The sequence below is a fragment of the Roseixanthobacter finlandensis genome, assembly GCF_043195105.2.
Lineage (GTDB): Bacteria > Pseudomonadota > Alphaproteobacteria > Rhizobiales > Xanthobacteraceae > NCEH01.
Map to the genome: position 1 here is coordinate 4,126,894 of NZ_CM195536.1, position 16,552 is coordinate 4,143,445.

General features: G+C 64.7%; 11 protein-coding genes. 3 read left to right on the forward strand and 8 right to left on the reverse strand.

The window, feature by feature from the left end; all coding sequences use genetic code 11:
• Positions 1-211: 211 nt before the first annotated feature.
• Positions 212-3,421 (forward strand): autotransporter domain-containing protein, encoded by a 3,210-nt coding sequence (locus V5G24_RS19405; RefSeq protein WP_394085037.1) that lies wholly within the window; start codon positions 212-214, stop codon positions 3,419-3,421.
• A 95-nt stretch (positions 3,422-3,516) separates the two neighbouring features.
• Here V5G24_RS19405 and V5G24_RS19410 read toward each other — a convergent pair whose 3' ends face one another.
• The 8 genes from V5G24_RS19410 to V5G24_RS19445 all read right to left on the reverse strand — a co-directional run bounded on the left by V5G24_RS19410 (position 3,517) and on the right by V5G24_RS19445 (position 12,714).
• Positions 3,517-4,185 (reverse strand): hypothetical protein, encoded by a 669-nt coding sequence (locus V5G24_RS19410; protein WP_394085036.1) that lies wholly within the window; start codon positions 4,183-4,185, stop codon positions 3,517-3,519.
• Positions 4,182-5,327 carry a hypothetical protein gene (locus tag V5G24_RS19415; RefSeq protein WP_394085035.1) on the reverse strand — a complete coding sequence of 382 codons (1,146 nt, stop codon included), beginning with the start codon at positions 5,325-5,327 and terminating at the stop codon, positions 4,182-4,184. Before V5G24_RS19415 ends, V5G24_RS19410 begins: the two co-directional genes overlap by 4 nt.
• Positions 5,328-5,412: 85 nt before the next feature.
• Positions 5,413-8,520, reverse strand: a complete 3,108-nt coding sequence (locus tag V5G24_RS19420; RefSeq protein WP_394085034.1) for an efflux RND transporter permease subunit — start codon at positions 8,518-8,520, stop codon at positions 5,413-5,415.
• An 11-nt stretch (positions 8,521-8,531) separates the two neighbouring features.
• On the reverse strand, positions 8,532-9,623 hold the full coding sequence (locus V5G24_RS19425; RefSeq protein WP_394085033.1) for an efflux RND transporter periplasmic adaptor subunit: 1,092 nt from the start codon (positions 9,621-9,623) through the stop codon (positions 8,532-8,534).
• A 100-nt stretch (positions 9,624-9,723) separates the two neighbouring features.
• Entirely contained in the window at positions 9,724-10,335 is a 612-nt protein-coding gene (locus V5G24_RS19430; RefSeq protein WP_394085032.1) for a TetR/AcrR family transcriptional regulator, read from the reverse strand.
• 128 nt (positions 10,336-10,463) lie between these two features.
• Complete coding sequence (locus V5G24_RS19435) at positions 10,464-11,129, reverse strand: invasion associated locus B family protein (protein WP_394085031.1); 666 nt, start codon at positions 11,127-11,129, stop codon at positions 10,464-10,466.
• A 161-nt stretch (positions 11,130-11,290) separates the two neighbouring features.
• Positions 11,291-12,115 (reverse strand): FkbM family methyltransferase, encoded by an 825-nt coding sequence (locus tag V5G24_RS19440; protein WP_394085030.1) that lies wholly within the window; start codon positions 12,113-12,115, stop codon positions 11,291-11,293.
• A gap of 131 nt (positions 12,116-12,246) precedes the next feature.
• Positions 12,247-12,714, reverse strand: coding sequence for a hypothetical protein (locus tag V5G24_RS19445; protein WP_394085029.1), 468 nt, complete (start codon positions 12,712-12,714; stop codon positions 12,247-12,249).
• A gap of 104 nt (positions 12,715-12,818) precedes the next feature.
• Here V5G24_RS19445 and V5G24_RS19450 point away from each other — a divergent pair, with 104 nt between their 5' ends.
• Positions 12,819-14,114 (forward strand): lipopolysaccharide biosynthesis protein, encoded by a 1,296-nt coding sequence (locus V5G24_RS19450; protein WP_394085028.1) that lies wholly within the window; start codon positions 12,819-12,821, stop codon positions 14,112-14,114.
• A gap of 210 nt (positions 14,115-14,324) precedes the next feature.
• Positions 14,325-16,451 carry a GumC family protein gene (locus tag V5G24_RS19455; protein ID WP_394085027.1) on the forward strand — a complete coding sequence of 709 codons (2,127 nt, stop codon included), beginning with the start codon at positions 14,325-14,327 and terminating at the stop codon, positions 16,449-16,451.
• The last annotated feature ends 101 nt before the right edge of the window (positions 16,452-16,552 follow it).

Here is a 16,552-nt window from a genome sequence, read left to right on the forward strand (position 1 = left end):
GATTCCATGCTTGACACAGGTACCTCCACATAGGAAAGAAAGGTTGAATGTCGGCTGGTGTAGACTCATGATTAAATTCATTTTTATGCTCCAGAGCACGCGACGCAGGTCGCGTGGTTCAATTTAGTCAGCGAACATCCCCCCTGATAAAAAGAGTCATTCGCGGCAAAGCTTGGTCTTTTGCTGGCGATATTTATTTGCGGAGATTCCCATGCGCCGGATTCTGGCTTCGATTTCGCTTGTTTTGCTTTCATCGACAGCCTTCGCGCAAAAGGCGGCCCCGCAATACACCTCGCTCTGGAGCCTTGGCGACAGCCTGTCCGACGTTGGGCGCACCTATGACCGCACGTCCTATCTGAGCACCGTCGGGAGTGTGATCGGCGGTGTGTTCACCGGTGGCGGCCTGTCGGTCGACATCACCCAGCCCAAGGGCCCACTTTACTATAAAGGCCACTTCTCCAACGGCCAGGTGTGGGTTGAATACCTCTCTAAGTTGAACAACCTGCCCTATAATGCCGATCGCAACCTCGCCTGGGGCGGCGCGGTCACCGGTACGCCCTATAGCAACGCCCTCGCGGCTGTGGTGCAGCACCTGGAGCAGCAGGTCGGCCAGTTCGACGACAAGATCACCGGCATCAAGCGCGCCTGGTATGATCCGCGCAGCAATGTGCCGGCCGAGCCGGCATCAAGCTATGGCAACAAGCCGCTGATCACCTTCTGGATCGGCGGCAATAATTTCCGCCAGCAGATCGAAGACACAAATTGGTACACGTTCATTTCCAACCGCACCGCATATTACAGCACACTGGGAACGCAGAAGGAAATCCTACTCAAGAACATTCCCGACGATCTGCGGACGATCAATGCCACGATCAACAACCGCAAGGACATCGCCCAGCTGGGCGCCACCTATTATGTGCCGACCATCGCCGACGTCAGCACCACGCCGAAATTCATCGGCCTCTCGGATGCCGACCGCCTGCCGCTGAGCGCCACCATCAAGGATACCAACCGCGAGCTGAAGGCGCGCCTCTACAACCTGGGCGATGAATTCACGCAGGCCAATGCGCAAACCCGTCTGGTGGTGATCGACAGCGCCGCCTTGCTTGCCGAGGTGCAGCGCAATCCCACCGCATTCGGCTTCAAGAACGCCAGGGACAATTGCGTCGATTCCGAAACCGGCAAGTACACCAACGGCTGCTCGGCGGCCAATGTGGGCGACTATCTGTTCTGGGATCAGTTCCATCCCACGACCAAGGCCCATGAGATGATCGCCCAATATGCCCAGACCACCGACTATCTGGAATATGGCGCGGCGGTCACGCTCACCCAGCCTTATGTCGCCAATATCGAGATCCGCAACCGCGACTTCAACGGCACGATCGCGGGCACCGGATCGATGATCAAGCAGGGCGAGAAGACGCTGACCCTCGCGGGCGCCAACAGCTACAAGGGCGGCACGCGGGTCGACAACGGCCTGGTGCGCGTCTCCTCCGACCGCAATCTCGGCGATGCCTCCGGCGTTTTGACTCTCCAGGGCGGCGGCGTTAGCGCCAGCCAGTCCTTCACCATGCTGCGCGAGGTGCGGGTGAACGCCTCGGTCTCCTATGGCGAAATCGGCGGCACAACGTTCGGCGGCACGTTCAATGTCGATCCCGGCGCGGTGCTGACCTTGCAGGGTTCCGCGCTCTCGGGCACCGGCTCGATCCGCAAGAACGGCGCCGGCACGCTGGATATCCGCACCAGCGTCACCAGTTCACGCGACCTCACCCAGGTCGATGCCGGCCTGCTGAAGATTAACACCACCGGCGAATATCGCACCAAGGTGCTCAATATCGGCGCCCAGGGATCGGTCGGCGGCAGCGGCATCATCGTCGGCACGGTCAATAATGCCGGCCGCCTGTTGCCGGGCAATTCGATCGGCACGCTCACCATCCAGGGCGATCTGATCCAGCAGGACAGCGGCTCCTACCAGCTGGAAGTGGACACCAACCGCACCGACAATCTGATCGTGACCGGCACCATGACGCTCGACGGCGACGTGAGCGTCGTCACCGACGCGACCGACAAGCTGACCAACCAGACCTTCACCGTCGCCCGCTCCACCGGAACGATGGTCGGCCAATATGACGAGGTGGTCGATCTCTCGCCCTTCCTCTCGGAAACCCTGAGCTATTCCGCCAATTCGGTCAGCGTGACCTTCGCGCGCAATTTTGCGGCTCCGGCCGTGACGGCGAACCAGCGGGCGGTGGCCGCCCATCTGAACGCGTCCTACCAGACCGGCGCCCAGGGCGACCTCGACAATGTGTTCTACGGCCTCGACACCACCGGGACCAATGCGGTCGGCGCCGCGGCGCTGGACCAGCTCTCCGGCCAGTCGATCGGCAATCTGCTCACCGCGGATGCGGTGCAGCGCGGCCAGTTCACCCGCGCCCTGGAAGATCGCATTTCCGCCCGGCGCTCCGGCCGTGGGGTGGGCGATCTTGGCGCCAACGCCTCCATGCTCTCGCTCGGGGCGGATAGCGCGGGCCTCGGCGGCGCGCTTCAGGATGCCTCGGCGGCGGTCGCCCAGTCCGGCCCCGGACAAAAGGGTGTCGGCGACGGGGCGGTGTCCGCCTGGGCGCGCGTGCTCGGCGGCCCCACCAGCGTCGGCGGCGCGGGCGCCTTCGATATGACCGGCGTCGGCGTGCTGCTCGGCGTGGACAAGGTGCTCGGCAACGGGCTGGTCGGCATCTCGCTCGGCTACGGCAATTTCGACAATAACGGCGACACTGGCGGCGACAGCAGCGCGGACAGCTATCAGGTCTCGCTCTATGGCTCGCTGCAATCGGGCAATTGGTTCCTCGACGGCACGCTCGGCTATGCCTATTCGGACTATGCCACCAACCGCGCGCTGACCTTCGGCACCCTGACGCGGGTGGCGACGGCTTCGCCCAACGGCAATGACGTGACCTTCTCGCTCAAGTCGGGCGGCGTGTTCGCGCTCGGCGCCCTCACCGCCGAGCCGAGCCTCGGCTTCGACTGGTACCACCTCTCGCGCAGCGCCTTCACCGAAGGCTATGCGGGCTCCGCCGGCCTTGGCGTGGACTCCGCGACTTTGGATCTGGTGATGCCCTCGGTGGGCGTGCGCCTCGCCACCACCTACGGGTTCGGCGCCATCAGCCTCAGCCCGGAACTGAGCGCCCGGTATTACTACAATTTCGGCGATACGAACGTGGGCACCACCGCCGGCCTGATCGGCGCGCCGGCCCTGCCCTTCACGGTGGAGACCACCGGCGTCGGGCGGAACATCGGCGTGCTGGCGGCCGGCCTCTCGGCCCAGCAGGGCGAGCATCTGCGGGTGTTCGGCCAGTATGAACTCTCGCTGAGTGACGATGTGACGGCGCAATCCTTCTCCGCCGGCCTCAAATACACCTGGTGAGCGAGGGGCGCCGGCACAAAGCCGGCCGCTTCATCCGCTACGAGATGACCAAGCCGGGGGGCATCACCCCCGGCTTTTTCGTTTCCGCAATGCGGTCAGGAGGGCATGGTTTCCAGGGGAAACGGCGTCCGCTCCCAGATCTTGCCGAGCTTGAGTTTTTCCACGCTATAGGCCTCCCATTCGTGCAGCAGGCCGGCGAGGGTGAGACGATCCTCGTGGGGCAGCTTGTTGCCGAGGGCGAGCAGCTTCTCGTCCAGGCCGAGGCGCTTCAGGTGCGGAAGCCACACATAAGAAGCAAATTCGGACGTGGCAATCAGGTCGCGCGCCGCGTCGAGATTGCCTTCCGCGATCCGGCACAGAGCATAGCCCGACGCGGCACGATTCAGCCCATGCGACACACCCTCCCGCCAACTTCTGGTATACTCGAAATCACTTCCAATATTTCTTAACCTAGGCAGCGCTTCTTGTTCAATTTTTGCGCATACATCATCTGCGATATTTTTATTACTCATCAACCACAACCCCTTGCGGGGCGGGTATATATCACCACCCATTAAAAGATTAAAATCATCATGCCTGTTAAATAAAATCATAATAGATAAAACAATCTCGAAACAATCTGCATCGCTCGTTCTGTTAAATACGACGCCACGTAAAACGTGATGAACTGGCTTTATGATAAGTACGCGACCGATCAAAGATAGATCAGGATTTCTATCAATTATAGGAGCGACGATTTTTTTAATTTCCCGTGCGGTCGTCATAATTTCGGCCTTACTTCTGTGATCAGAATGTTGACCGCGTTTGGAAAATGTTGATGTACCGCGTTCGCAATTTCGGTCGACCGCGCCGCTGATAAACCGGAGCGCCCTGTTTTGATATCATAGACGCAGACCGTTTCATCATTAACATTTTCGAGTATGTCGACGCGAATGGAACCTTCTTTGCCGTAGTTATTGCGGCTGCTGGCAAAACCAGAGGGGCGCGTACCCGCCTCATCCACCGTTTTCAGAAGCGAAAACTCCGAAATGAAATTCGGGTCTTTTAAAGACCTTATCTTTCGATTTATCTCGGAATGCACCGCAGTCCCATAGGTCGCGGCGCTTGGATAGTCGGATTTATTTAGCTTGCGGGCCGCATCGTCCGCAGTGTCCAACACCTCACCGTACCGGCGGCACGCCTTTTCGACATCCTCCTTGGTCAAAGCTCCGACATAAGACGGCGTCATCCGCGGAGATTGGCCCGGCGCATATTCCCGTGCCGTGAAGGCAATAACCGGCTGCGCGCCGGAGCCAAGGGGTCCAAAGGCCCCTGCGGCATAGGCTCCGTACAGCGTGAGAGCGAGTTCTATCGTCGCGATCGCAGCAGGTGCGGCGACGAGCGGGAGGAAGGCGGGCTGGATGATCGCCTGCGGCTGTGGCCCCGCTTCGGCCCAGACGGTCTGGCTGAGAAGCCGGCCCTCGCCGTCGTAAATCTCTTGCGTATTGCCGCGGTTGCGAAACGTGGCGACGGCCCCGTCCGCCAGTTCGACGCGGTGGATGCTGTCCCATTCCGGGCTGTCGCCGGGTGCCGCGTAGAGCGACACGATGCGGCTGCCATCCGCATTGGCCACCCCCTGCTCGGCCAAGCTGCCGTCCGCGCGGTAAATGCTGCGGGTCGCGCTTTCCTGCGCGTCGCTGTGGCTGACGCGCGTGACGGTGCGCGGCACGGAGACAAGACCGCCCGACCCGCCCCCGTCGGTCCATCTCCCGCCGCCGGTATTGCCCACGGGCACCCGAGGCTGGGCGAAATTGAAACCCGCCTTGCGGGCGAGGCCGTAGCGCAGCAATTGAACTTCGAACTTCAACGCCGCCAAGGCGCTGGCGATCTGCGCCAGCTCCAGATGATCGTCTTCGATGGACCGCACGTCCCCCTCCCATGCGCAAATACTCGCGCATGGGATTAAAGGATCAAATTCCTATTGTCAATTTATTCCTATTTATCCGAACCCATCACGCGGGCGCTCCGGCCCCGTGCCCGGCCCCCGCCTGTGGTTCGCCATGCGTCGCCTCCGGCTCCAGCACCTTCACCCGGAAGAAGGCGGCATAAAGCGCCGGCACCACCAGCAAGGTCAAAGCGGTGGCCACCAGAAGCCCGCCCATGATGGTGATGGCCATGGGCCCCCAGAAGGCGCTGCCGGCCAGCGGGATCATGCCCAGCACCGCCGCGAGCGCGGTCAGCACCACCGGGCGCGCGCGGCGCAAGGTGGCGTCCACCACCGCCTGCCCCGGCGCGTGGCCGGCCTTGATGTCGGTATCGATCTGGTCCACCAGGATCACCGTGTTGCGCATGATCATGCCGGCGAGCGCGATCAGCCCCAGCAGCGCCACGAAGCCGAACGGCTTGTTGGCGACCAGCAGCGCCCAGGTGGCGCCGATCACGCCCAAGGGCGCGGTGCAGAGCACCAGCGCGAGGCGCGAAAAACTCTGGAGCTGGATCATCAGCAAGGTGAGCATGACCACCAGCATCATCGGGAAAACCGCCGCCAGGGACGCGTTGGCCTTGGCACTCTCCTCGATGGAGCCGCCGGTCTCGATGCGATATTCGGGCGGCAGGCCGGCCTTGATGGCGGCGAGCTTGGGCAGCAGGCGGGTGGTGACGTCGGGCGGCTGGATGCCGTCCTTCACGTCGGCCCGCACGGTCAGGACCAGGTCGCGGTCGCGCCGCCACAGGATCGGCTCCTCGGAGGCATAGACGATGCGCGCCACCTGGCCGAGCGGCACGGCGACCCCGTTGCGCGAGCTGACGGTCAGGCCGGCGAGGTCCTGAAGGTCCGCCCGCTCCTGCGGCACCGCGCGCGCCACCACGTCGATCAGCAGCGTGCCTTCGCGAAGCTGGGTCACGGTGTAGCCGGAGAGCAGCGTCTGCAAGGTCTCGGCCACGTCGCGCGGCGTGGTGCCGAGCGCGCGCGCCCGGTCCTGGTCCACCTGGAGCGTCACGGATTTCACCCGTTCGCCCCAATTGAGATGCGGATCAATCAGCGCGGCATCGCCCGCCATCACGACGCGCACCTGCTCGGCGATCTCGCGCACCTTCTGCGGGTCCGGCCCGATCACGCGGAAATTCACCGGGAAGCCCACCGGCGGGCCGAACACGAAGCGATCCACGCGCACCCGCGCCTCGCTGAGCGCGCCGTCGGCGATCTGCTTTTCCAGCCGCGCCTTGATGCGCTCGCGGGCTGCGATGTCCTTCGCGACGATCACCACCTCGGCGAAATTGGGATTGGGCAGAACCGGGTTCAGCCCGAGCCAGAAGCGCGGCGTGCCCTGCCCCACATAGGTCGTGGCGGTGGCGATGTCGGAATCGCCTTCCAGCATGGCCTCGGCCTTCTTCGCCGTCGCCTCGGTCACCTTGATGGAGGTGCCCTCCGGCAGGCGCATTTCCAGGAACAGCTCGGGCCGCGTGGAGGTGGGGAAGAATTGCTGCTGCACCAGCCCGAACCCGGCGATGGACACCGCGAACAGGGCAAACGTGGTGCCGATCACCGCGAACCGGTGGCGCAGGCAGAAATTCAGCAGCCCGCGCAACAGGCGATACAGCCGCCCGTCGTGCGCCTCGCCATGGGCGTGCACCTTGAAGGTCGGCAACAGCATGTAGCCGAGATAGGGCGTGAAGATCACCGCCACGAACCAGGAGGCGATCAGCGCGATGCCGACCACCCAGAATATGCCGCCGGCATATTCGCCGGAGCTGGATTTCGCGAATCCAACGGGCAAGAACCCCGCCGCCGTCACCAGCGTGCCGGTGAGCATGGGGAAGGCGGTGGAATGCCAGGCGAAGGTGGCCGCGCTCGCCCGGTCGAGCCCCTCTTCCATTTTCACCACCATCATCTCGATGGCGATGATCGCGTCATCCACCAGCAGGCCGAGCGCGATGATCAGCGCGCCGAGCGTGATGCGGTGCAGATCCATGCCCGAGGAGAACATGACCAGGAACACGATGGCGAGCACCAGCGGCACGGAGAGCGCCACCACGATGCCGGTGCGAAAGCCAAGCGAGAGGAAGGAGACCACCAGCACGATCACCAGCGCTTCGGCGAAGGTGTGGAGGAATTCGCCCACGGATTCGCCCACGATATGCGGCTGGTCGGCGACCTGCGTCACATCGATGCCCACCGGCAGTTCGCGGATCGCCTTGTCCATGGCGACCTTCAGATTTTCCCCGAGGGTCAGGATGTTGGCGCCGGCCGACATGGAAACGCCGATGCCCACGGCCGCGTCGCCATTCTGCCGCACCAGGAAGCTCGGCGGGTCCTCATAGCCGCGCCGCACGGTGGCGACATCGCCCAGGCGGAACACAGCATTGCCCGCCGCCACCGGCACCGCCGCGATGGCGTCGACCCCGGAGAAGGCGCCGGTGATGCGCAGGTTCACCCGGTCCGCATTGGTGTCGACGGCGCCGCCCGAGACCACCGCATTCTGCCGCGCCACGCTGTCGAAGATCTGCTGGGGCGTGATGCCGAGGGTGGCAAGGCGGGCGTGGCTGAATTCGATATAGATCCGCTCGGGCCGCACGCCCACCAGATCCACCTTTTCCACATTCTGCACCCGCAGCAGATCCTGGCGGATGATCTCGGCCTGCCGCTTCAGCTCGGCCGGGGCGACATTCTTGCCGCTGAGCATGTAGAGGGCGGAATAGACGTCGCCATATTCATCGTCGAAGAACGGGCCGATGACGCCGGACGGCAGGTTCGCCTTCACGTCGCCGACCTTCTTGCGCACCTGGTACCAAAGCTCCTTCACGTCCTTCGCCTGGGTGGAATCGGAAAGATAGATCTGGATGAAGCTGACCCCGGGGCGCGAATAGCTTTCCACCCGGTCGAGATGCGGCAGGGACTGGAGCTTCTTCTCGATCGGATCGGCGACCTGCTCCTCCATTTCGGTGGAGGTGGCGCCGGGCCACACGGCATTCACCACCATGACCTTGATGGTGAAGGAGGGATCTTCCGCTCGTCCGAGATTGAGATAGGCGAAGGTGCCGGCCGCGGCCAGCATGAGGATCGCGAACAAGGTGAGGGTGCGATGGGTGATCGCCCAGCGCGAGAGGTTGAAGCCGTCCATCGCCGCCCCCGTCACTTGGCCGCGACGGTGCGCACGAGGCGCCCCGGCTCGAGCGTCTGCGCGCCCATGGTGACCACTTCGTCGCCTTCGGACACGCCCTTCGACACCAGCGCCGCATCGGCCGCATAGCCGACGACCTCCACCGGCCGGGCGATCAGCGTCTTGGTCTTGGGATCGACCACATAGACATGCGGGCCGCTGCCGCGATCGAACACGGCGGAGAGCGGCAGGCGGGCCACGTCCTGCGAGCCCGCGGGCCGCAGCAGCACTGTGGCGGTCATGCCGAGGGCGACCGTATCGTCCACATTCTCCAGGGTGAAGCGGGCGGGATAGGTGCGGCTCGCGGTGTCGGGCTGGGGTGAGAGCTCGCGCAGGCGCGCCTTGATCTTGCGATCCGGCGCCGCCCACAGCGTCACCGTGGCATCGGCGCTGCGCGCATCCGCGAGCGCGGTTTCCGGCAGCGCGACAAGGGCTTCCTTTTCATCCAGCCGCGCGACGCGGGCGACCGTCTGCCCGGCCGTGACCACCTGGCCCGGCTCGGCGGCGGTGAAGGAGACGACCCCGTCGGCCGTCGACAGGAGATCGGAATAAGTGAGCTTGTTGCGCGCCAGATCGAGCGCGCGCTTGGCCCGCTCCAGGCGGCCCACCGCCTCTTCCTTGGCCACCGACTTGCGGTCAAGGTCGGCATTGGAGGCAAAGCCGCGGGCCAGAAGGGTGCGATAGCGCCCGTCCTCGGCGGAGGTCTGGGCGAGATTGGCCTGGGCGGCGGCAAGTTCCGCTTCCGCGCTGCCGAGTTCGAGCTTGAAATCCTCGGGGTCCAGCCGTGCGATCACATCGCCCGCCTTCACCCTTTGTCCCACCTCCACGAGGCGCTGCGCCACCTTTCCGGCGACCCGGAAGGAGAGGTCGATTTCCCAGCGCGGCCGCACGACGCCGACGAAGGTCTTGTCGGCCTCGACCGGGCGCAGGGTCACCGTCATGACTTGCACCGGGCGCGGCGGCGGGCCCGCTTGCTCGGCCGGGGCGGGTTCACCGCAGGCGGAAAGAAGAAAGGCGCTGCCCAGCAGGGCGGCGCCGGCCAGGATGTGGCGGGCGGACAACATGGCTTCATTTCCAAGCTAAAGAGTTACGACTCACCACTAACGATTTTCAACTTTCGTCAGAAAAAGGCCGCGCGACCGCGCCTCTCCGACGGAACGCATCTCACATGGGCCGGCGGTTGACCTCGACGGCGCGCAGGAGAAACCGCACGGTCTCCCGGGCCTGCGCCTCCAGATCTTCGTCAATGCACTGCGCCACAAGGATCGGATGGCAATAGCGCACGCAGGCGCCGAGCAAAATCGCGCTGACGCGATCGACATCGTGCGGCACGAACACGCCCTCGGTGACGCCCTCGCGCAGCAGGACAGCGATATGGTGCCGGATACGGTCCTTATGGGCCTCTATGGCCGCCCAATTGTGCTCGATCGCCACCAGGACCATGTCGTGCACACGCCGCTCGACGAGGAAATTGTCGCGATGATACAAGAGGATAGCGACGAACACCTGTTCGATGCGCTGGGCCGCGGTGAACGGGGCGTGCACCAATGCGGCGATCTGCGCCTCCATCTCCGCCAAGCTGCGGTTGCAGATGGTCTCGACGATGGCGTTCTTGGAGGGGAAGAAGCGGTAGACGTTCGCCGCGGACATATCCAGCGCAGCTGCGATATCGGCCACGGCGGTCTTGGCGAAACCCATGCGGCGGAACATTTCTTCCGCCACGATCGCGATCCGCTCGCGGGTTTCGTCCGCCGTTTCCCTTTGTCGCACGCTCACCGGGGTCCGCCTCCTCGTTTCATAAACTGACGAATATCATAAATCGTCAGAAATAAAAAGGAAACCGGGAGACATGCCCGTGCCCATGGCTGATGCCAGCCATGGGCCTTTGATAAAAAACGCTTTTCTTACATCTTGTCGCGGGCGGCCAAGGCGGCGGTGAGGCCGTTGAAGGAGATGGGAAGCGAGATCGGGGTCTGCGAGCGGTCCTGGAATTCCAGCTTCCCGCTGCCCTTCGCGCCGGCGAGGGCGGTGGCGTCGGCGGCGCTCAACTCGATATCGGCGATGCAGGCGCGGATGCAGAATTTATAAGCCAGGGCAACCGGCTTGGCCTTCTCGTCATAGGTGAAGCGGGCGCCGGCCGGCAGCCACACCCCGGCGGGCAGTTGCAGCACCAGCAGAAGCGGGGCATCCGGCTTCAGGCGGCCGAATGCGATCTGCGCCATAAGCCCTTGCTGCTTATCGCCAATCTGCAGCGTCTGAGAGACTTCGCAGACTTTTGCCGTGGCCCCTTCCGGGCGTTCGCAGCGCACCACCCAATCCTCATAAGTGGCGGAGGTCCGGCTAGGGCCATCCTCGGCAGCGGCGGCCGGCGCGGGCGCGGCGGGCTTGGCGGGCGCGGGCTTCTTCGGCGCCGCCGGGGTGGTGGCAGCCGGAGGCGTTGCGCTCTGCGCGAGCGCCGGCCCGGTCAGGCCAAGAAAAATGAGGCCCGCCATCACCTTGGTGGATACGGCACGCGGCCGGCCGGCGATCGCGAAAGGACGGGAGGCGAGGGGCGCTGCACGATCCGACATGGTTGCTCGCTGGGTAAGGGCTTCGGCTCGACCTGATAGCGCGGCGCCGGCCGCCTGCCAACCGGGGCGGTCGTCAAAACCATACCTATCGCTCCGGACTGAGCTTAGCGCCGATCCCGATTCCAGCGGCCTCGAAGCGACCTGCCCGGCCCAAGGTCGGACTAAAGGTCGGACGCGAGGTCCGGCCAGCGGGCCGCCAGCCGCGCCTTCGCATCGGCGCGGGCGACGAACACGAAATTATTGATATAGGTGTGGCCCGGCAGCACCTTCGTGCCGGCGGCGTTCAGCGCCTCGCGGCGCTGGTGCCGCTGCGTGTCGAAGGCGGAAAGGGGATGCGGCGCGCCGTTCGCGAAGAACAGGCCGGCATAGCCCAGGGGCGCGAGAAGCGCTTCCACCGAAGCGACGGCGCCGGGCCGGTGGCGCTCCTCCGCCTCCACCAGCAAGGTCGGCAGGTTCGCCCGCAGCAGATGGTCCGCGCCGAGCAAAACCCGCGCCTCGTGGCCCTCCACGTCCAGCTTGATGAAGGCCACATCCTCGCGCACCACCGCATCCAGGCGGCGCAGCGCCACCGCGACCGTGTCCATCGCCACGTCCGCCGTCACCAGCGCGCCGTCGAGCGTGGCGAGCGGGGAAAAGCCCTTGGGCACGTGAAGGGTGGCCTGCCCTTCCGCATCGCTCAAGGCGCAGTCGAACAGCCGCAGGTCGCCGCGCCGGATGGCGTCGGGAAAGCGATAGCGCAAAATGCGCACCAGGCGGGGATTGGGCTCGAACGCAAGCACGCGCACGTTCTGCCGCAGCAGGAAAAACGTAAACAGCCCGTGGTTCGCGCCAATATCGCAAGCCGTTTCGCCCGCATTGACAAGCAACGGCAGCAGATTGACTTCACTGTGCGGGTTGCGCGCCACCTTGCGGTCGAACAGATCGCAGGCCTTGGCGTAAAACTGGGGCAGATGCGTTTCGCCGAGCGATTTCAATTCCGATAGCACGCATACCCTCCGGTCGATACGGCGTCCCGCGAAACATTTCCACACGTTACAGAATTTCGCGGCGCTTCCTACCCGCGTTCGACGTTTGGGTAAAAGTCGCCACCGAAATAGGTATCATTAAACCACTTACCTTACGGCCGGCAGACCACGCCCGGCCACATGGCATTCTTGTAAAAGGGCTGGAGTTCAAGGCGCTTGATGCCCTGCCAAATTGTGCTATTCGCCTGCGGGCACAATTGCTGAAGCGCCGAGGTGGGATTGCCGCGCCAGTTCACCGGAACATGGATCGTCACGGTAAACACCCCGAGACCGTATTCCGGCTCGTTGGCCCACCAGAGGCTCGGCAGATGGTTCTGCAAATAGCTGCGGATCTCCAGGCGCGGATCATAGGGAAACGGGTCGATCTCGGCGTCGAGGCTCCCTTGCCCCGGCACATTGCTGCTCGATTGCGCCAATGCCGTCCGCGGCCGCGCGACACTCACAGCGGCCAGCATCAGGAAGGCGGCGGCGCACAGCGCCCATGCGCCGGCGCGGCGGTGTGGCGCGATCCCGGCTTTGCTGGAAAAGACGGCGGCAAAGGCGCGGCGTTCGGCTCCCATGGCCTGGACAATCTCCCTCTGGCCCCGCACACCGGCATCATAAAGCCTGCCGCGCGCGCCGGCACGCCGCACCTTGATCCCCGAACCGCGGACGCGACAAGAGCATGAAGCCCCTTCGCAGCCTTCTGACGCCCCAGCTGATCTCGACCTATTCGGCCTATGCGGCGGCGCTGGTGGTACGCGGCATGGAGCTGGTGGGCAAGCTCGGCCTCTATATGATCGCGGCGCGCATCCTCGGCGCGCACGAGGCGGGCCTGTTCTTCCTCTGCATCACCTGGATCGGCCTCATCTCCACCGTGGCGCGGGCGGGGTTCGAAAAGGCCATCATCCGCCACATGGCGGCCGAACTCGCCCTCGGAAAGGAAAAGCAGGCGCGCATCGCGCTGTTCACCGGCGTCGGCTGGGCGACCTTGGGCGGCGCGCTCGCCACCGCCCTCACGGTGCTGTTCGCGCATCCCCTCTCCACCCATGTGTTCGGCGAGCCGGACCTCGGCCTGCCGCTCGCCGTCTCGGCGGCGGTGATCCTGCCGCAGACGTTGTGCATCGTCATCGGCCATGCCCTGTCCGGTCTGAACCGGGGGGTGGCCGCGCAATTCATCCAGAACGGCCTGTGGCCGGTGCTGACGCTGGCCGCCGTCGCCGCCGGCATCACCTCGCTGAACGGCATGCTGCTGGCGCTGGGCGCGGCGAACCTCGCGGCCACCCTGGTGGGGCTCTATCTGATCCTGCGCCACAAGGGGCCGCTGCACACCCCCTCCCCCGACGATCCGCCGGAAGAGGTGCTGCCGGCCCTGTGGCGCACGGCCTTTCCGCTCGGCGTGGTGGAAGTGGTGCAGGTGTCGCTGAATTCCATCCCGGTGCTGGTGCTCGGCGTGTTCGCGAGCGCCTCCGATGTCGGCGCCTTCTCGGTCGCCAACCGCATTTCCATGCTGATCTGGGTGGTGATCATCTCCATCGGCACCATCGCCGCGCCCTCGTTCGCGGCGCTGCACCGGCGCGGCGAATGGGACGCGCTGCGCACGCTCAACCGGCGGGTGCGCGCGGTGGTGGCGCTGTGCGGCATTCCAGTGATCGCGGCCATGATGATCTTTCCCGCGCAGGTGCTGCACCTCATCGGCCCCGGCTTCGAGAGCGCCTCCACCGCCCTCGTCATCATGGGCGTGGGCCAATTGATCAATTGCCTGCTGCCGTGCCAGGACATCGTGCTCGCCATGACCGGGCATGGCGGCGTGCTGCGCTGGCTCAACACGGCGCAGCTCGCCACTTGCTGCCTGCTGGGGGCGGTGCTGATCCCGCTGTTCGGCATGACGGGCGCGGCGGTGCTCACCGCGATCTTCATCGCCCAGGGGGCCATCGGCACGACGTTGTTGCTGCGCCGCCTGCTGCCGCGTGCATTCTAAGCCAAGCGACGGCGGTTCGATCATGATGCAAGATCGAACAGATGCCGCAATGTTAAGGAATTTATCGTTTTCTTCCGCCAGTGGTCGCAGCTGAACGGTGCGCCGCGCCCGCAAGCCGGGCGGACCGGGCGCCGCATCGGCGACGATGCGGCGGCGGCGGACGTGCCGAGAGACGAAAAAGCCAGTGCCTCACTTGGACCGGGGATGTCGATGACAGGTTCGCAAGCCGGCGACACGGAGAACGCGCCGCCGATGGTCTGGAGCGACAACAGGCCGACCGCCTTCACCATTCGCGACTTCCTGATCGCCACCTTCTATCATGTGCGGGTGGTGATGCTGACGGCATTGCTGCCCATCCTCATCGGCCTGTTCGCCGCGCTTTCGGCCAAGACCGAATATACCGCCTCCAGCCTGCTGATGGTGCTGGTAAACCGCGAGGTTTCCAACTCCCAGAACGTGACCGATTCCGGCCCCGCCGTGCTCTCCATCGAGGGCCTGAAGACGGTGGAATCGGAAGTCCAGATCATCGAGAGCGCCGACGTGATCCGCGCCACCATCGAGGATATCGGGCTCGATCACCTGTTCCCGCCGGGCCGCCTCTCCTTCATCACCGACCGCCTGAGCTTCGGCACGCCGGCCAACGCCATGGACAAGGCGATCGAGCGCTTCCGCAAGAACATGCGCACCACGGTGCAGTCGGGCTCCAACATCATCCTGGTCTCGTTCACCAATGCCAGCCGCGAACTGGCCGTCGAGGTGACCGATGCGCTGGTGAAGGCCTATCTGGAGCGCCGCCGCAAGATTTTCGACAATCCGACCTCGGCGATCCTCTCGGTGGAGGTGGAGCGCTTCAAGCGGGACCTGCGCGCCGTGGACCTGGAGATCCAGGCGGTGAAGGACAAGAGCGAGGTCATCGACTTCGACCAGGACGCGATCCTCGCCGCCAACCAGGTCGACAGCGTGATCCAGCGCCGGCGCCAGGTGGCCGAGCGGCGCGCCGCCGTCACCGCGCAGTTGGCCGAGGCCGAGAAGCAGATGAAGGCGCTGCCGAGCACGGTGTTCGACTTCGCCGAGAAGACCGACGCCACCGCCAATGACGATACCCGCAACACCCTGACGCGCCTGCTGGTGGACCGCGATCGCATCGCTTTGCAATACCAGCCCACCAGCCCGCAAATGCGCGAGGTGGAGAAGAAGATCGCCACCATCCGCCAGAGCCTGTCGGATCCGGACCAGCGCCTCGCCTCCACCAATCGCGACGTGCGCAATCCGGCCATCAGCTATGTCAACAACATGGTGCTGAGCCTGCGGGTGGAGAAAGACGCGCTCTCGCGCCAGACCGACGAGCTGGACCAGCAGCAGAAGGTCGCCGAGGAGCGGTTGACCATGCTGCGCAACACCGAGACCCGGCTCGTGGAGCTCAACCGCCAGCGCGATTCGCTGAGCGACGGCTATCGTGAATATCTGCGCCGCGCGGTCGCCGCCACCATCGAGGAGACCGCCGCCAAGGTGCGCGCCTCCAACGTGCGCGTGGTCCAGGACGCGAGCGCTGCCGTCACCAGCCGCTCGATGGCGCTGCCGTTCCTCGCCGCCGGCATTTTCGGCGGGCTGCTGTTCGGCGCCGCCGCTGGCGCGCTCGCCTCCGCCCTGCGCACGGTCTTCATCCAGCCCACGGAGGGCGAGCGCGTGCTGGCCCTGCCCTGCCTCGCGGATTTCGCCGACGGCCGCAACGCCCTCGCGACGCCGGCGGCGGAACAGGCCATCGGCGGGCTCGCGACCTTGCTGCTCGACACGGAGCTGGACGGCAAGCCGCTGCGCACCATGCACTTCCTGACCTCGGAGCGGGACGACGACGTGCCGCTGCTGTGCCGCCGCCTCGCCGAGGAGATGAGCCTTCAGCGCGGCCTGCGCACGCTGCTGGTGGACCTGTGCTCGGCGGACCCGTTCCCGCTCGAATCGGTCGGCGCGGAGGTCAAGGGTGGGCTGGCCATGTCGGCGACGCCCGTGCCGCTGCTGTGGTCGCTGACCGACAGTGCCGAATCGCCGCTGCTGAGCGTGCGGCTTTCCCTCGTGGAAGGGCGGCAGATGATGGAGGAGCTGCAAGACCTGTTCGACGCCATCGTGATCTGCTCCACCGCCCAGGGCGCCTCTCCCGTGATTCAGCGGCTCAACATGCTCGTGGATGCCAATGTCCTGATGATCCGGGCCGAGCATACCCGTAAACCCGCCGCGCTTCGGCTGCGTTCTATTGTTATGGAAAACGGCGGATTTGTTCTCGGATTTGTATTTATGGGCCGTAGATACTATCTTCCAGAGTGGATTTACAGGAGAGCCTGAGAAGAAACGTTTCATTAACCATGGAGCTTTAGGGTTGCTTTACCACGTTGATCGGTTCAGCGACCCCGCTTCACGCCTCTCCCTCCGCCCTCCGCTCCGCT

Excerpts from the sequence above, each read along its gene's own strand:
- V5G24_RS19405 (WP_394085037.1), top strand. The coding sequence starts at position 212 with ATGCGCCGGATTCTGGCTTCGATTTCGCTTGTTTTGCTTTCATCGACA.
- V5G24_RS19410 (WP_394085036.1), bottom strand. The coding sequence starts at position 4,185 with ATGACGACCGCACGGGAAATTAAAAAAATCGTCGCTCCTATAATTGAT.
- V5G24_RS19420 (WP_394085034.1), bottom strand. The coding sequence starts at position 8,520 with ATGGACGGCTTCAACCTCTCGCGCTGGGCGATCACCCATCGCACCCTC.
- V5G24_RS19425 (WP_394085033.1), bottom strand. The coding sequence starts at position 9,623 with ATGTTGTCCGCCCGCCACATCCTGGCCGGCGCCGCCCTGCTGGGCAGC.
- V5G24_RS19435 (WP_394085031.1), bottom strand. The coding sequence starts at position 11,129 with ATGTCGGATCGTGCAGCGCCCCTCGCCTCCCGTCCTTTCGCGATCGCC.
- V5G24_RS19445 (WP_394085029.1), bottom strand. The coding sequence starts at position 12,714 with ATGGGAGCCGAACGCCGCGCCTTTGCCGCCGTCTTTTCCAGCAAAGCC.
- V5G24_RS19450 (WP_394085028.1), top strand. The coding sequence starts at position 12,819 with ATGAAGCCCCTTCGCAGCCTTCTGACGCCCCAGCTGATCTCGACCTAT.
- V5G24_RS19455 (WP_394085027.1), top strand. The coding sequence starts at position 14,325 with ATGACAGGTTCGCAAGCCGGCGACACGGAGAACGCGCCGCCGATGGTC.